The sequence below is a fragment of the Burkholderia sp. BCC1638 genome (assembly GCF_902833195.1).
In the GTDB taxonomy this organism is placed as follows: Bacteria; Pseudomonadota; Gammaproteobacteria; order Burkholderiales; family Burkholderiaceae; genus Burkholderia; species Burkholderia diffusa.
In genome coordinates this window covers 370988-386260 of record NZ_CADFEC010000001.1, presented here as the reverse complement: position 1 = coordinate 386260, position 15273 = coordinate 370988, and the positions used below count along the sequence as shown (strand labels likewise).

Sequence of the window (15273 nt, the reverse complement as noted above, 5' to 3'; positions counted from 1 at the left end):
GTGCCGCGCTTAGTTGAAATCCTTGATCGTCAGGCCGGTGGCCGCGCTCATCTCGTCGTTCGTCACGTCGCGCACGTGCTTGCCGAACGTCCACACATGCCGGCCGGGATCGCGCGCGCGATACATGCGATCGCCGTAGAACTGGTCGGCCGGCGCCTGCAGGATCTCCGCGCCGGCCGCACGTGCGCGCTCGCAGTGCGCGTCGATGTCCGCGTCGTCGGGAAGGTGCACGTGGACGTGCTGCGTGTTGCGATCGCCGATGTCTTCCGGCGACGCGATGAAGTCGGCCCATGTGCCGCCGATCATGACGAGGCCGTCGCCGAATTTCATTTCGGCATGCGCGATGTCGCCTTCCGGCGTGGTGACGACGATCGAGCGCTCGAAGCCGAATGCCCGTTCGAGCCATGCCAGCGCGGCTTTCGGGTTGCGGTAGCACAGCGCGGAACTGAACGACGGACGGCGAGGCGTGGTCATCGGATGTCTCCGGATCTCGGCATGGGTCTGCTCATTCTCCACGCGCGCGGCGCGGCAATCAACTCCCGCACCGGTGACGCCCGTGTTGTCAATGCGCGACACGGCGAACGCCGCTGGCCTGCATCTCGCGTCGCGCCGTCGACGAAAACTCACGCCATCCGGCCTCCGCATCGATTTGTGAACGCCATGTGACGCACTCTTGCGCAACTCGCAACGGTGCACTCGCGCGCCGGCGGCCGCAATCGCGCGACCCCGCCCCTACACTTGCGCCGAACTTTGGTCACTCGTCCCACACGCAGGAGCAGTTACATGAACAAAACCCTGATTGCCGCCGCATCCGCCACCGCGCTGTTCGCCCCGCTCGCGCATGCACAGAGCTCGGTCACGCTGTATGGCCTGATCGATGCCGGCATCGCGTACACGAACAACGCGGGCGGCGCATCGCTGTGGCGCATGACCAGCGGCACCGTCAACGGCAGCCGCTTCGGCCTGCGCGGCACGGAAGATCTCGGCGGCGGCGTGAAGGCGCTGTTCGTCCTCGAGAACGGCTTCAACGTCAACAACGGCGCGCTCGGCCAGGACGGCAAGCTGTTCGGCCGCCACGCGTACGTCGGCCTGACCAGCAGCGGCTACGGCACGCTGACGCTCGGCCGCCAGTACGACACGATGGTCGACTTCGTCGCGCCGCTGTCCGCGACGGCCGGCGACTTCGGCGATACCGGCTTCGCGCACCCGTTCGACAACGACAACCTGAACCACTCGGTGCGCATCAACAACGCGGTGAAGTACACGAGCGACACGATCGCGGGCTTCAAGGTCGGCGCGCTGTACGGCTTCTCGAACTCGACGAACTTCGCTGGCAACCGTGCGTACAGCGTCGCAGCGAGCTACACGAACGGCCCGCTGAAGCTGGCCGGCGCTTACCTGCAGATGAACGGCACGAAGGGCTCGACGAGCGCGAGCCCGGGCGCGACGGACGTGGCCGAAGCGAAGAGCGTGAGCCAGGGCGGCTGGTCGGTGGGCGCGGACCGCATGCGCAGCTACGGCGGCGGCGTCAGCTACGTGTTCGGTCCGGCGACGGTCGGCTTCGTCTACACGCGTTCGCAGTACGACAACTCGGGCTCGTTCGGTTCCACCGGCCAGGTCGCGTTCAACAACTACGACGTGAACGTGCGCTACGCGGTGACGCCGGCCGTCAGCCTCGGCGCCGCATACGTGTACACGGACGCCAGCGTGTCGAACCCGGACAGCAAGCACGGCACCGATCCGAAGTGGCACCAGGTCGACCTGCAGGCGGTGTACAAGCTGTCGCGCCGCACCGACCTGTATGCGGAAGCGATGTATCAGCACGCGTCCGGCCGCGGCTATCAGGCGTTCATCAACACGTCGGGCGGCGCATCGAGCACCGCGAACCAGATCGTCGGCACGATCGGCATGCGCACGCGCTTCTGAGTTCGGCGCCGCAGGACCGCACGTCGCCCGCCTGCCGCGAACCTGTCTTGACGGACGGGTTCGTGCAACGCGGGCGACGTGCGTCAATGTTGTTCCATCTGGAAATCTGCTTGCCTGGAATCGGGGTTTTTGCGCCCGCGTGCGCTGCATAGACTGGCATCGATGGTTCGGATCACACATCGATCGCCGGACCGGCCTCACACCTCGCCTACAGGAGAACATCGTGAAATCGCTCGTCGTTACCGCCGCCGCTGCCGTCCTGCTTGCCGCACCGGCCCTGTCGTTCGCTCAGTCCGCCAAGTCGCCCGTCACGCGCGCGCAGGTGCTGCAGGAGCTCTACGACCTCGAATCGGTCGGCTACAACCCGTCGCTCGGCGATGCCGGCAACTATCCGGACGACATCATGGCCGCGCAGGAACGCCTGGCGGCAAAACGGCTCGCCGAGCACAAGGCCGCGCATGCCGCATATGGCCCGGCCGGTGCGGGCGCAACCGAATCGGGCGTGGCCGTCAAGCCCGCGCTGTGAATGCATGACGCCACGCCGCGCCCGCATGACACGTGTCCTGCGGGCGCGGCGTAGTTCGCGCGAACCGGTCCGTGACGACGGATGCGCCCGGACCGCGTGCCGTCGGGCACGCGGCCATCTTTTTACGTAGTCGCGTATTCGGCGTATTCGCCCTCAGGCGGCCTGCGGTTCCCGCTCGATCGCGTTCAGCATCTCGACGTCGTGCGCGATCATTCCCGGCACCTGCGCACGCAGCATCTCGACCCAGGTGCGCACCTTCGCGTCGACGAAGCGGCGCGACGGATACAGCGCATACACGTTCATCTTCTGCAGGATGTGACCGGGCAGCACACGCACGAGCGTGCCCTCCTGCAACGCGTCGATCGCCGCGTACAGCGGCAGCATGCCGATCCCGATGCCGTCGCGAATCGCGAGCGCGAGCGATTCCGCCGTGTTGGTCTGCACCGGCCCCGCGACATGGATCTGTTCGACGCCCTCAGCGCCTTCGAGCACCCATTCGTGGGTCGGAAACGCCGGCGTGCAGAGCGTCAGGCACGCATGCGCGCCGAGATCCTGCGGCCGCGCCGGCGTGCCATGACGCTTCACATACTCCGGCGACGCGCACAGGATGCTGAAGGTCGAGCCGAGCAGATGCGACACGAGTTCCGAATCGGGCAGCGACGACGCGGTCACGACCGCCATGTCGCTCGTGCCGTCGAACAGGTCGGGCATGCGCTGCGACAGCGACAGCTCGATCGATACGTCCGGATATTGCGTGTGATAGCGCGTGAGCGCGGGCATCACGTAGTGATGACCGACGCTCGCGAAGCTGTGCATGCGCAGCACGCCGGCCGGCCGCTCGTGCGCGCAGCTCGCCTCTTCCTCGGCGCGATCGACGTCGGCGAGGATCTGGCGGCAGCGCCGCAGATAACTTTCGCCGGCCGACGTCAGCGCGAGGCGGCGCGTCGAGCGATTCATCAGACGGGTGCGCAGGCGCGCCTCGAGTTCCGACACCGCGCGCGACATCGCGCCCGTCGTCGAGTTCAGCGATTGCGCGGCCGCGGTGAAACTGCCCGTCTCGACGACGCGCGTAAACACCCGCATGTTTTGTAGGGTATCCATTCCTGTGAGCCACCTGTAGCGGAGCCGCTATTTTCCTCCAGCGGATGCGACAGATTGTTACGCGCCCTGCAACTATCGTTTCCCTGCAGCTGCGTTAATGCCCGCGCGCCGCACTCCTACAATCGGCGCCTCATCAGTCGAATGGACCCGTCCGGACGCGCCGCGACACCGCACGCGCCCCCCTCTTTCTTCATGAAGCCACAACCTGCGATCGAGCGACCTTCCATCGAACCGGCACGATGGAGAACCTGGCTCGATCCGCTCGGCGGCGCCGCGCGCGACTGGGCCGCGAGCGACGGCCTGATCTGGCTGCATCTCGCCAAGACCGTGCTCGCCGCGCTGCTCGCGATGGGGATCGCGATGCGGCTCGAGATGTCGCAGCCGCGCACGGCGATGACGACCGTGTTCGTGCTGATGCAGCCGCTGTCGGGGATGGTGTTCGCGAAGAGTTTCTACCGCGTGCTCGGCACCGCGGCCGGCCTCGTCGGCGCGCTCGCGCTCGGCGGGCCGTTCGCGCAGCAGCCGGAGCTGTACATGGCCGGCATCACGCTGTGGATCGGCGGCTGCATCGCGCTCGCGGTCCGCAACCGCCATTTCCGCTGGTACGGATTCGTGCTCGCCGGCTACACGGCCGCGCTGATCGGCCTGCCCGCGGTGATGACGCCGCAGACGCTGTTTCAGTCCGCGCTCACGCGCGCCGCGGAAGTCGCGCTCGGCATCGCGTGCTCCGGCGCGGTCAGCGCGTTGATTCTTCCCCTCAGCTCCGCGAAGGCGCTGATGCGCTCGCTGACCGCCCGTCATGTGAAGTTCGCGGCATTCGCGGCCGGCGCGCTGTCGGGCGATCTTGCACGCGGCGATTTCGAGCGGCGCTTCGCCGATTTCGTCGACGAGATCGTCGGCTTCGAGGCCAACCGCGCGTTCGCGTCGTTCGAAGATCCGCACATACGCGCGCGCAGCCGCCGGCTTGCGCGCCTGAACAGCGAGTTCATGAATGCCTGCACGCGCCTGCATGCGCTGCACCAGCTCGTCAAACGCTTGCGCGCGAACCGGTCCGACGCGGTGCTTGACGCGCTCGCGCCGCACATCGATGCACTCGCGCAGCGGGTGACCGCGTTGCGCGACGAGCGGCAGCGCGGGATCGCGTCGACCACCGGCGCGCTGCTTGAACTGCGCCGCTTTCACGGCACGCTGCCGAAGGCTGCGCGCGCGTCGCGCCGCGAGATCGAGGATCACGCGGCCGGCGGCCTGCTCGACTTCGACACCGCGATCGAGCTGATGTATCGCTTCATCGGCGAGTATCTCGGCTATGCCGACACCAACGCGTCGCTCGACCGCGACGATCATGCGTTCGAACGCTCGGTCACGCACTACGCGGTGAAAACCAATGTGTTCTTCGTCGGCTTCACGTTCCTGCGCACGCTCGTCGCCGTCGGCGCGATGAGCGCGTTCTGGATCGCGTCCGAATGGCCGAGCGGCTCGCTCGCCGTCATCGCCACCGCGATCGCGTGCGCGCTGAGCTCGACGTCGCCGCGTGCGCCGAAGTTCGTCGCGCAGATGGGCGTCGGCGCGGCGTTCGCGACGGCCGTCGGCTATGTGTTCCTGTGCTACGTCTATCCGAACATCGACGGCTTTCCGCTGCTGTGCGCGGCGCTCGCGCCGGTGCTCGGCCTCGGCGCGTTTCTCGCGATGCGTCCGGGCCTGTCCGGCTACGGGATTGGCTTCGCGGTGTTCTTCTGCCTGCTCGCCGGCCCCGATAACGCGATCGCGTATACGCCCGAGGTGCTGATCAACAACGGTTTCGCCATCGTCGTCGCGATGCTCGCGTGCTCGATCGTGTTCGCCGTGGTGTTTCCGACCCACATGCCGTGGCTCACGTCGCGCATCGCGCACGACCTGCGCCGCCAGGTCACGCTCGCATGCGAAGGCACGCGCGACGGCCTCGCCGCACGCTTCCAGTCAAGCACGCATGACCTGATGGCGCAGTTGCGCACGCTGCTCGTCAAGCGCACGCGGCAGCATCGCGACGCGCTGAGCTGGATGCTGTCGACGCTCGAGGTCGGCCATGCGGTGATCGACCTGCGCGACGAGCTGCACGGGTTCTGCGAATCGAAACCGCCGCAGACGCAGCACTGGACCGCATCGATCGATGCGGTGCTGCGCGAGCTGCCGCGCTTCTTCGACGATCCGACGACGGGCCACCATGCGCGCACGCTGAAATCGGTGAATCTGGCGATCCGCGCCGCGCAGCACACGCTGCACGCGTGGTACGCGGTGCCCGACGAACGCCGCCGCATGCAGCGCATCGTCGGCTGCCTGCACTTCATCCGCAGCGCGCTGCTGGACAAGGACGCACCGTTCAATCGCCATCGTCACTGACCGTCGACGGCGGTCGGCGGCGATCGATGCGCGCGCAACGTCATCCTTGTTCCGATTGGAAATAAGCTCTGCACCCGCGGTGATTAATCTCTAAGCAGTGCGAGCCTATAGTTTCCTCACTGCCAGCGAGACTGGCACTGACCCAGGAGAAACCCAAATGAAGCCGCTGCACCTCGCCCTCGTTGCCCTGTCGCTCACCGCCGCCGTCGCGCATGCCCAGCCCGCGCCGGTCGACGCCGCGCAGCAACCGGCGAACCGCGCCGAAGCCGTCCAGGCCGCGGGCCGCGTCGATCGGGCGCAATCGAAGCAGGAAGACCCGAACGCATGCGTCGGCCCCGTCAGCTTCTGCAACGTCTACTTCGGCAGCTGAGCATGACGCCGCGTCGCCACGGTCAGGCCCGCCGCGCACGCATCGCACGCATTACATGCGCGCGCGCACGACGCGCCGGCCGATCGCCGCAACGACACTGTCCGCCACGCCGCTTCGATTGAAGCGGCGCATGCCGTTTCAGGCGCCGCGCCCCGGCCGCCACCCCACCTCGCGCAACGCATCCAGCAAACGCGCCTGCCCCAGCCCTTCGACCCGCGCGCCGCGCGATTCGACGTCGCTTCCCGCCACCAGCGCATTCACGATCGCTTCCTCCACCGCTTCCGCCGCCGCGACGAACAGCGCGGAGATGTGGTCGTTGTTCACCATCTTCACGGCCGTCGTCGGCACGCCCTTGCTGCCGTAGTTCGCGGCCGGCAGCCCGTCGTTGCCCGTCGCGAACGCCAGGAAGATGTCGCCGCTCGAATCCTCGGTGCCGCCGCCGACGCGGGCCAGCCCGACGCTCGCCCGCTGCGCGAGGCGCGTGCACTGATGCGGCAGCAGCGGCGCGTCGGTCGCGATCGTGACGACGATCGAACCCATCCCGGCCTCGCCTTGTGCATCGGGCGCGCGAAAAGGCGAATGCACGTGCCGCAACACCTCGCCGACCGGATAACCGGCCACGCGCAGCATCTCGCGCACGCCGTAGTTTGCCTGCACGAGCGCGCCGACGGTCCAGCCGCCCGCGTCGGCCGCGACCACGCGCGACGCGGTGCCGATGCCGCCCTTGAACTCGTGGCAGATCATCCCGGTGCCGCCGCCCACGCCGCCTTCGGCGACCGGCCCCGACCGCACGGCGGCCAGCGCGCGCAGCACGTGCGCGGCGCTCACGTGTTGCCCCCAGATGTCGTTGAGCAGGCCGTCGTAGGTTTCCATCACGACCGGCATGCACCAGTACACGCGGCCGGCCGCCGCTTCGCGCTCGTTCGCGACCAGCGCATCGCGCACCGCGCCGACGCTGTGCGTGTTCGTATACGCGATCGGGGTCGTCAGCAGGCCGGCTTCGCGGATCCATTCGAGCCCGGTCGCGTCGCCGTTGCCGTTCAGCACATGGACGCCCGCGAAGCACGGCGAATCGTGCGCGGCGCCCGCGCGCGGCTCGATGACCGTGACGCCGGTGCGGATCGACGCATCGCCGTTCTCCACGTTCAGCGTGCAATGTCCGACCCGCACGCCCGGTACGTCCGTGATCGCGTTGAAGCGGCCCGGCGTGCCGAGTCCGATGCGGATGCCGAGATCCCTCGTGCGCATGATGCAATTCCTCCGTCTTTCGATGGTTCGGTGTTCGATATGGTCAGAGCGAGCGGAACGCATCGCTGTGGCGCGCCCAGACCGCATACATGACGAGCGCGGCCACCAGCAGCCCGCCGATGATGATCAGGTCGGTCGGCTTGGTCGCCGTCGCCAGTGTCGTGTAGAGCGTGTACGCGGCGCCCGCGACCGCGACGAGCGGCGTCACGGGCCACAGCGGCATCCGGTAATGATGCTCGACGTCGCGCCGCACGAGCCGGCTCGCCAGCGCGGCCAGCCCGACGACGAGGTAGATCAGCAGCAGCAGGTCGACCGTGAACGCGGTCAGCTCGTCGAGGCTCGACACGAACACCAGCCCCGACGACGGCACCGCCAGCGCGAGCGTCGCGAGCCACGGCGACTCGAAGCGTGGATGGATCGTCGAGAACGCGCGGTTGCAGGTGCGCGACCAGAGCGCATGCCGGCCGCTGCTGTACAGCAGGCGCCCCATCGTGATCACGATCGCGATGATCGCGTTGAACACCGACAGGAAGATCCCGCCGCTGACCACCCGCGACACCGCCGGGTTGCTCAGCGAACGCACGACATAGCCGATCGGGTCGGCGCTCTTCGTCAGCTCCGTCAGCGACGGTGCGCCGAGCACGATCGCGGTGAGCGGAATCAGCTCGACGACGAGGATCACCAGCAGCGAATAGATCACCGCCTTCGCGACGTTGCGGTTGCCGCCGCGCAGGTCTTCCGCGAGATAGGCGGCGGAGCCGAAGCCGTTGTAGCAGAAGATCGCCGTGCCGATCGCGGGCACGATCGCCGCGAGCGTGGCCGGCACCAGCGCATTGCCGCTCGCGACGACCGGCGCGATCAGCGCGTCGGCGCCGCGATGCGGGGAGCCGAAGCCGAGCCCCGCGATCAGCATCAGCACGCCGATCTCGACGACGAGGAACGCGCCCGTGATCCACGCATTCGTCTTGATGTTCAGCATCCCGAGCACGTAACTGAGCAGGACGATCGTGAGTGCGACCGACTGGTTGCCGAAGTGCGTGCCGAGCGCGTTGTTCAGGTACGGCGCGGCGCCGCTCGCGAGCACGGCCGGGATGAACACGCTGACGGACAGCACCGTGATGAACGTCAGGTAGCCGGGCAGCGTGCCGAACACGCGCTTGGCCATCACGTATTCGCCGCCTGCGCTGCGATGCGCGGCACTGAGCTCCGCGTAGCAGAGCGCGAACGCGAGCGCGAGCACGCCGCCGAGCAGGAACGACAGTACCGCGCCGCTGCCGGCCTGCTGGATCGCGAACGGCGCGATCACGAAGATCGAGCTTGCGGGCGTCACGCCCGACACGGTGATCATCACCGCGTCGCGCACGCTGAGCGTCTGCGACAGCGCGCGTGGCACGTCTTCCGTGGCAGGCGTCGCTTGCAGCGTGCCCGTCGATTCCGACATCATCGCCATTTCGTTCTCCTGTTGCTCCTACCCTGCACTTTTTTGAACACCCATACTCGGGCCCGATTGATTGCGTGGCAGTCTAGGAAGCCAAATTCAGGACCGCTATTCCCCCTTCGTGTTACACCCTTCGGTGGTGGTATGGATCGACTCTTCTCCGAAATCGCGATGCACCAGGCGCTTGGCCGCGCGATCGATCATCTGGGCCAGCCGCGCTTCTGGCGCTTCCTGGTGCTGCTGCTCAACGAAATGGTGCCGTTCGACAACGCGCTCGCGACCGCGATCGGCCGCGACGGCGTGCCGCTCGTGCTCGACGAATACGACACGGGCGGCTCCGACAGCGCGTCGCCGGTGCCGCTTTACCTCAATGGGTTATATCTGCTCGACCCGTTCCTGCAGGCCGCGCACGACGGGCTTGCCGACGGCTGCTACCGGCTCGAGGAAGTCGCCCCCGACCTGTTCCGGCAGAGCGAGTATTTCCTGAGCTACTTCCGCGATGCGGTCGGCGACGACGAAATCCAGATACTGCTGCGGCCGAACCCCGACTTGCTGCTGTCGTTGTCGCTCGGCGCGTCGGCGCGCTTCGACGTCGAGCCGCTCGGCAAGCTGACGGCCGCGATGCCGTGGGTGCTCGCGACGATCCGGCAGCACTGGCGGCTGGTGGGCGATGCCGCGCGCACGACGCCCGACGACGATCTCGGCGCGCGCGTCGAGCAGGCGCTCGCGCGCTTCGGCGCGGGCGTGCTGACCGATCGCGAGATGTCGATCGCAAGAATGGTGCTGCGCGGCAATTCGTCGAAGGCGATCGCGGAGCGGCTGGCGATTTCGCCGGAGACGGTGAAGGTGCATCGGCGCCATCTTTACGCGAAGCTCGGGATCTCGTCGCAGCCGGAGCTGTTTTCGCGGTTCATTCAGGCGTTGGGGGAGGATGCGGCGGGCTGAGCGCGATGCCGCCGCGTCACGACGGTCCGACCGCCGCCGCCCGTCGTGTCGGCGCGATTGCCAGGTGCAGCGCGCGCTCGGGCCGCAGCGTCACGTTCAGCGTCGCGCGCGGCGCCGCCATGCCGGGCGGCACGGACAATTCATGACGCTGCAGGATCATGGCCGCCACCACCGTCATTTCCGTCATCGCCAGATGCTGCCCGAGGCATACGCGCGGCCCCGTGCCGAACGGCAGGTACGCGCCGCGCGGAATCGCCGGCGCGTCGTCGGCGAAGCGCTCGGGCCGGAATGCCTGCGGTTCCGGAAACCACCGCGCGTCGTGATGCATCAGCTGAATCGGCAGCATGAACAGCGTTCGCGCCGGAAACTGCCATGCGCCCAGCGCGACCGGCCGCGATGCGCGACGGCTGATCAGGATCGGTGCCGCCGGATACAGGCGCATCGTTTCCTCGAGCGTCTGCGTCAGATAGCGCAATGCGGCGCGCGTGTCGGCGGTCGGCGCGCGGCCGCCCAGCACGCGCACGACTTCGTCGCGCGCGGCGGCCTGCGTGGCCGGATTCGCGGCCATGTTCCACGCCCACCAGGTCAGCGTGGCCGCGGCCGTCTCGTGACCGGCCAGGAACGCCGTCATGCACTCGTCGTGCACGGCTTGCAGCGGCCAGGCGCGCACGTCGGCGCGGTGCAGCCGCAACAGGCGCGACAGCAGATCGTCCGGCCAGCCGTGCTCCGGCATGTCCAGACGCGCATGAAGTTGGCGGTCGATCAATCCGTTCAGCACCGCCAGCGCCCTCGCCTTGCCGCGCTTCCACGGCATCCAGTCCGGCACGCTGGCCGGCTGGTAGAACTCGGCGTTCGCGGCCGCGCTGACCGTGCGCACGGCTGCCTCGGCCACGCGCGCGTCCGCGCCGATCGCATCCGAGAACATCGTGCGCATGATCACGTCCATCGCAAGCGACGTCAGTGCACTTTCGATCGGCCAGTGCGCGTCGTGCGCGGGCCACTGCGCGAGCGCATGACCGGCCGTCGCGGCGATCGACGGCACGAAGGCCTGCACCGGTTTCGGCATGAAATTCGGCTGCAGCGCGTGCCGCTTGTCGCGCCATGCGTCGCCCTCTGCAATCAGCACGCTGTGCCCGTGAACCTGCGAAAACACGCGGATGCCGCGCTCCCAGCGCACGAACGCATCGTGATGCGTGACCAGCAACGCGCGCACGAGCGCCGGATCGGTCACGACCACCGCATGTTCGGGCCACATGCGCAGGTGCACGACGTCGCCATGCGCGCGCTGCCAGCCCGCGAGCGCACCGGTCAGGTCGCGCGACATCGCGCGCAGGAGCCGCCACCCCGTCAGGCCGGCACGCGGCCCCGGCGGCCATACGCCGGGCGGGTGAAGCGCGGGCGCCGCATCGGCGGCGTCCGCATCAAACGGGCATCGGGAAGAGGATCGTGTGTTCATGCGCCGGATTGTCCGGATCGACGCGCTGCGGGTCTTGAACGCAAACGACATCGACACGTGCGGCGCCGGTCCCTATACTCCGGCGTCATGCCCTTCGGTCCGTCTCCGACATTGCCGCCGTGTCCCGATCCGCTCGCGCGTGCGCCGCGCGTGCTGTGCGACGGCCGGTCGCCGCCCACGCGGCTGTATCAGCCGCCGGCTGCGCTGCAAGGCGCGGTCGTCGCGATCATCACGCGCGACACGCGCGGCTTCACGTTGAGCGACGCGCAGCGGCTCACGCATTTCCCCGCGTCGCCGATCGTCTGCCTGTCGTGGTATCGCGGCCTCGACGTCGGGCTCGTCCGGCGCACCGGCGACGGGCCCGTATGGCGGCCGTTCGGCGCATCGGCGACGCTGTCGGGCAGCCAGTCGATGCCGGTCGCGAGCTGGGCGCCGACGAGCGGACAAGGCGGCATCGTCTGCCTGCATGCCGATGCGGCACGCGCGCTGTTCGGCGTCGCGTTGCCGGCGATCCACGACACCTTCGTCGACGCGCATGCATGTCTCGACGACAGCTGGCGGCCGCTGCTCGATGCGCTCGCCGATGCCGAACACGACGACGACGCGCTGGCCGCGCTCGACCGCCACCTCGCGCCGCGCTGGCATGCGCTGCGCGGCAGCGTGTCGCCGCTGTCGTCGCTGCGCGATGCGGGGCGCAGTTGGGTCGGGCGTCTCGCGTCGAAAGCGCGCGAATGGCGGTACACCCACAGCCCGCGTCAGGTCGAACGGCGCATCAAGTCGTACAGCGGTCGCTCGTTGCGCGACTGGCAAACGCTGGTGCGCACCGAAGGCGTGTTCTTCGCCGCGCGCGACCGTCAGGACGCCGGGCAGCCGGTCGACTGGGCCGCGCTCGCGCTGGACGAGGGATTCGCCGACCAGGCACACCTGAGCCGCGCGACGCGGCGCATCACGGGCTTCTCGCCGACCGAGTTCGTACGACGCTTCGCCGAGGACGAATCGTTCTGGATGTACCGGCTCTGGGTGTGACGGGCCGCGCCCCGTCACGCGTCAGCCGCCCGATTCGATGAACCCGCCCTCGGGCGCCTGGTGCGGCACGTACCAGCCGAAATACACATCGGCCTCGACGATCCGGCCATCGCGGACACGCAACCGCTCCGCATTCCGGAACCGCCTGCCGGCTGTCGTGTCGGCCTCGTACACCACGAACACGTATTCGCCATGCACGGCGACGTCGACGAACTCGAAACCGGCGAGCATCGCGCTGTTCGGCCAGCAGCGCGCCAGATACGCGTCGCGGTCGAGCCGGTTGTCGAGCGGGCTCGTGAAATGGAAGTCCGGTGCGATCAGCGCTTCGATCGCGTCGCGGTCCTTGTCGACGTACGCGCGATAGCTGGCGCGCGCAACGTCACCGGGGTCGTCTGTCATTGTCGTTACCTCCGCGAAGGACGGGGCCGACGCGACAGCCCGCGTCGCCCCGAGGCATCGATCAAACGCTTGCGGGCGGCACGACCGACCACGACCGCCCCCGCAGGCACCTATGCGCGCACGCCCGGCCCGATGCCATTCACGAAAACCCGCACCGGGCGATCGCCGCGACCGCCTGCGCGCGCCGATGCCGCGGTTGCCCGTTTCCGCACGCACGGGCATGATGTCCGCCAGCGTGCCGGCCGCGGCCGCCGGCTTCGGCGGTCGTCGGCGCCGCGATCGGCTTGCCGCCCATGCGCCGCCTCCGGCATCACCGAGCAATCCGCGTGCCGGCCCCGGCCGCTCACCTCACCGAGTCCATGTCACTACGCGCATTCCGAACGCTGGTCGCGATCGCCCGATACCGCACCTTCGCGCGCGCCGGCGAAGCGATCGGACTCACGCAATCGGCCGTGAGCCTGCAGATCAAGACGCTCGAAAGCGAATACAACGTCCGGCTGTTCGACCGTTCGCGCCGCCAGCCGGTACTCACCGAAGCCGGCAACATCCTCGTCGCGCAGGCCGAGCAGGTGCTCGCGATGGTCGACCGGATTCCCGATGCGCTCAGCGACGAGAAGAAGCTCGTCGGCCGCCTGCGGATCGGCGCGATCCAGACCGCGCTGTCCGGCCCGCTGCCCGACGCGCTGCTCGCGCTGCGCGCCGCGCACCCGTCGTTGCGCGTGCACGTATCGGCCGGCATGTCGGCCGAACTGGCGAACCGCGTCGCGGCCGGCGAACTCGACGCCGCGATCACGACGCGCCCCGTGCGCCCGCATCCGGCGGAGCTGACGTGGACCACGCTGTACGAAGACCGCTTCTGGCTGCTCGCGCCGCCGCAGCATGCGGAGCGCGACGCGGGCACGCTGCTCGAGGCGTTGCCGTTCATCCGCTTCGACGCGCAGGCGTGGGCCGGCCGGATGATCGCCGCCGAGTTGCGCCGCATCGGCGTGCGCGTACGCGAGGAGATGGTGCTCGACAGCGCGGAGACGATCGCGCGGATGGTCGCGCGCGGGCTTGGCGCGGCGATCGTCGCGCTTCCCGACTCGACGCTCGCGCGGCTGCCGCCCGTCACGCGCTTGCCGTTCGGCCAGCCGCAGATGGGCCGCGAGGTCGTGCTGCTCGAACATCAGTCACGGCCGGCCGAGCGTTTCGCGCGTGCGCTGGCCGCCGAAGTCACCGCGTCATCAATGAGAATTTCTCATTGAACGCCCGATAATTAACCATTATTCCTGCTGCGTCTGCGTGTTAACTTGGGGGCATCGTCACTCTTTCGATTGCGTGTCGCCATGTTGCCCGCCGGATGGATTCCCGCTTCGTTCCGCCGCTTCTCGCGCCTGCCGTCCGGCCCGTGTCGCCTGAAGGCGCGTCGATGATCGGCCCGATCCTGCTCGCGCTGGCGCCGGTCGCGCTGCTGGTCGCGCTCGGCCACGGCCTCCGGCGCACGGGCTTCATCGGCGATGCGTTCTGGCCGCACGCCGAGCGGCTCTGCTACTACGTGCTGCTGCCCGCGCTGTTCGCGAACAGCCTCGCGAATGCGCGGCTGCAGGCACTGCCCGTCTTGCCGCTCGCGGCGGCGCTGGTCGGTTCGACCGTGCTCGTCGCGGCGCTTCTGCTGCTGGTCCGCCGCTTCGTTTCTGTGGACGGCGCCGGGTTCACGTCGGTGTTCCAGGGCGCGGTGCGCTTCAACAACTATGTCGGCACGGCACTCGCCGCCGGACTCTTCGGCGCGCACGGAATCGCGCTCGCGGCCGTGTGCGTCGCGGCGATCGTGCCGACCGTGAACCTGATGTGCGTGCTGGTGTTCGCGCGCTACGGCGACACGCGGCTCGGCGCGTGGGCGCTCGTGCGCCAGATCCTGTCGAATCCGCTGGTCGTCGGGTGCGCGCTGGGGATCGCGATGCAGGTCGCCGGCATCGCGTTTCCGGCCGCCGTCGAACCGGCCGTGCGCGCGCTCGGCGCCGCCTCGATGCCGCTCGGCCTGCTGTGCGTGGGCGCGGCGCTGAAGTTCGACGCGGCGCGCGAATGGATGCAGCCGATGTGCATCGCGTCGGCGTTCAAGTTCATGGCGATGCCGCTCGCCACGCTCGCGGCCGGCCGCCTGTTCGGGCTCGGCGATGCCGCGCTGACCATCGCGCTGCTGTTCCAGGCGCTGCCGACATCGTCCTCGTCGTACATCATGGCCCGCCAGCTCGGCGGCGACGCGCCGCTGATGGCCGGCATCACCGCGTTCCAGACGATCGCCGCCACGCTCGCGATGCCGGCCGTGCTGACGGCGCTCGCGTCGGCGCCGGTGTTTCGCTGACGGCCCGGCATTGCGGCGCGTCGCTATCCGTCGTGAAAGCGCGCCGCCGGGGCCCGTTCGACCCGCAAAGGTTCGGGGACGGATGCCGAATCCCGCCGCACGCGCGCAACCGCCGCGTCGT

At 68.8% G+C, this 15273-nt stretch carries 15 protein-coding genes; 9 read left to right on the top strand and 6 right to left on the bottom strand.

The annotated features are described in order from the left end of the window. Positions 1-9: 9 nt before the first annotated feature. Positions 10-474 (bottom strand): VOC family protein, encoded by a 465-nt coding sequence (locus HWX22_RS01690; protein WP_175907015.1) that lies wholly within the window; start codon positions 472-474, stop codon positions 10-12. 21 nt (positions 475-495) lie between these two features. Between HWX22_RS01690 and HWX22_RS01685 the strand changes: the two genes are divergently transcribed. The 3 genes from HWX22_RS01685 (at position 496) to HWX22_RS01675 (ending at position 2452) form a co-directional block, all read left to right on the top strand. After that, a complete protein-coding gene (locus HWX22_RS01685; protein WP_175907017.1) occupies positions 496-666 on the top strand; it encodes a hypothetical protein in 171 nt (56 codons plus the stop codon). 117 nt (positions 667-783) lie between these two features. Further along, the gene (locus tag HWX22_RS01680; protein ID WP_175907019.1) at positions 784-1926 is read left to right on the top strand and encodes a porin; all 1143 of its coding nucleotides are present in this window, start codon (positions 784-786) and stop codon (positions 1924-1926) included. Between the two features lie 223 nt (positions 1927-2149). Beyond that, the gene (locus HWX22_RS01675; protein WP_059525344.1) at positions 2150-2452 is read left to right on the top strand and encodes a DUF4148 domain-containing protein; all 303 of its coding nucleotides are present in this window, start codon (positions 2150-2152) and stop codon (positions 2450-2452) included. A gap of 153 nt (positions 2453-2605) precedes the next feature. Here the strand turns inward: HWX22_RS01675 and HWX22_RS01670 are convergent, their stop codons facing one another. Continuing rightward, positions 2606-3553: a LysR family transcriptional regulator gene (locus HWX22_RS01670; protein WP_059525343.1), complete on the bottom strand. Its 948-nt coding sequence runs from the start codon at positions 3551-3553 to the stop codon at positions 2606-2608. 192 nt (positions 3554-3745) lie between these two features. On the opposite strand from HWX22_RS01670, the gene HWX22_RS01665 reads away from it, so the two are divergent. Further along, positions 3746-5929, top strand: a complete 2184-nt coding sequence (locus tag HWX22_RS01665) for an FUSC family protein (RefSeq protein ID WP_175914932.1) — start codon at positions 3746-3748, stop codon at positions 5927-5929. 157 nt (positions 5930-6086) lie between these two features. Further along, on the top strand, positions 6087-6299 hold the full coding sequence (locus tag HWX22_RS01660; RefSeq protein ID WP_059525339.1) for a hypothetical protein: 213 nt from the start codon (positions 6087-6089) through the stop codon (positions 6297-6299). Positions 6300-6437: 138 nt separating this feature from the next. Here HWX22_RS01660 and HWX22_RS01655 read toward each other — a convergent pair whose 3' ends face one another. Next, complete coding sequence (locus HWX22_RS01655) at positions 6438-7547, bottom strand: P1 family peptidase (RefSeq protein ID WP_175914931.1); 1110 nt, start codon at positions 7545-7547, stop codon at positions 6438-6440. 43 nt (positions 7548-7590) lie between these two features. Beyond that, positions 7591-8997, bottom strand: a complete 1407-nt coding sequence (locus HWX22_RS01650) for an APC family permease (protein ID WP_175914930.1) — start codon at positions 8995-8997, stop codon at positions 7591-7593. Between the two features lie 132 nt (positions 8998-9129). Between HWX22_RS01650 and HWX22_RS01645 the strand changes: the two genes are divergently transcribed. Beyond that, on the top strand, positions 9130-9930 hold the full coding sequence (locus tag HWX22_RS01645) for a helix-turn-helix transcriptional regulator (RefSeq protein ID WP_175907028.1): 801 nt from the start codon (positions 9130-9132) through the stop codon (positions 9928-9930). A gap of 16 nt (positions 9931-9946) precedes the next feature. Here HWX22_RS01645 and HWX22_RS01640 read toward each other — a convergent pair whose 3' ends face one another. Beyond that, the gene (locus HWX22_RS01640) at positions 9947-11386 is read right to left on the bottom strand and encodes a cytochrome P450 (RefSeq protein WP_175907030.1); all 1440 of its coding nucleotides are present in this window, start codon (positions 11384-11386) and stop codon (positions 9947-9949) included. Between the two features lie 87 nt (positions 11387-11473). Here HWX22_RS01640 and HWX22_RS01635 point away from each other — a divergent pair, with 87 nt between their 5' ends. Next, positions 11474-12412 carry a helix-turn-helix domain-containing protein gene (locus HWX22_RS01635; protein WP_175907032.1) on the top strand — a complete coding sequence of 313 codons (939 nt, stop codon included), beginning with the start codon at positions 11474-11476 and terminating at the stop codon, positions 12410-12412. A 21-nt stretch (positions 12413-12433) separates the two neighbouring features. On the opposite strand, the gene HWX22_RS01630 is transcribed toward HWX22_RS01635, so the two are convergent. Beyond that, on the bottom strand, positions 12434-12811 hold the full coding sequence (locus HWX22_RS01630; protein ID WP_175907034.1) for a nuclear transport factor 2 family protein: 378 nt from the start codon (positions 12809-12811) through the stop codon (positions 12434-12436). A gap of 359 nt (positions 12812-13170) precedes the next feature. Between HWX22_RS01630 and HWX22_RS01625 the strand changes: the two genes are divergently transcribed. Further along, positions 13171-14055: a LysR family transcriptional regulator gene (locus tag HWX22_RS01625; RefSeq protein ID WP_175907036.1), complete on the top strand. Its 885-nt coding sequence runs from the start codon at positions 13171-13173 to the stop codon at positions 14053-14055. 164 nt (positions 14056-14219) lie between these two features. Next, the gene (locus HWX22_RS01620; protein WP_175914929.1) at positions 14220-15152 is read left to right on the top strand and encodes an AEC family transporter; all 933 of its coding nucleotides are present in this window, start codon (positions 14220-14222) and stop codon (positions 15150-15152) included. Positions 15153-15273: the final 121 nt, after the last annotated feature.

Coding starts and splice junctions, on each gene's coding strand:
- HWX22_RS01690 (WP_175907015.1), bottom strand. CDS start 474: ATGACCACGCCTCGCCGTCCGTCGTTCAGTTCCGCGCTGTGCTACCGC.
- HWX22_RS01685 (WP_175907017.1), top strand. CDS start 496: ATGGGTCTGCTCATTCTCCACGCGCGCGGCGCGGCAATCAACTCCCGC.
- HWX22_RS01680 (WP_175907019.1), top strand. CDS start 784: ATGAACAAAACCCTGATTGCCGCCGCATCCGCCACCGCGCTGTTCGCC.
- HWX22_RS01670 (WP_059525343.1), bottom strand. CDS start 3,553: ATGGATACCCTACAAAACATGCGGGTGTTTACGCGCGTCGTCGAGACG.
- HWX22_RS01665 (WP_175914932.1), top strand. CDS start 3,746: ATGAAGCCACAACCTGCGATCGAGCGACCTTCCATCGAACCGGCACGA.
- HWX22_RS01660 (WP_059525339.1), top strand. CDS start 6,087: ATGAAGCCGCTGCACCTCGCCCTCGTTGCCCTGTCGCTCACCGCCGCC.
- HWX22_RS01655 (WP_175914931.1), bottom strand. CDS start 7,547: ATGCGCACGAGGGATCTCGGCATCCGCATCGGACTCGGCACGCCGGGC.
- HWX22_RS01650 (WP_175914930.1), bottom strand. CDS start 8,997: ATGGCGATGATGTCGGAATCGACGGGCACGCTGCAAGCGACGCCTGCC.
- HWX22_RS01645 (WP_175907028.1), top strand. CDS start 9,130: ATGGATCGACTCTTCTCCGAAATCGCGATGCACCAGGCGCTTGGCCGC.
- HWX22_RS01640 (WP_175907030.1), bottom strand. CDS start 11,386: ATGAACACACGATCCTCTTCCCGATGCCCGTTTGATGCGGACGCCGCC.
- HWX22_RS01635 (WP_175907032.1), top strand. CDS start 11,474: ATGCCCTTCGGTCCGTCTCCGACATTGCCGCCGTGTCCCGATCCGCTC.
- HWX22_RS01630 (WP_175907034.1), bottom strand. CDS start 12,811: ATGACAGACGACCCCGGTGACGTTGCGCGCGCCAGCTATCGCGCGTAC.
- HWX22_RS01625 (WP_175907036.1), top strand. CDS start 13,171: ATGTCACTACGCGCATTCCGAACGCTGGTCGCGATCGCCCGATACCGC.
- HWX22_RS01620 (WP_175914929.1), top strand. CDS start 14,220: ATGATCGGCCCGATCCTGCTCGCGCTGGCGCCGGTCGCGCTGCTGGTC.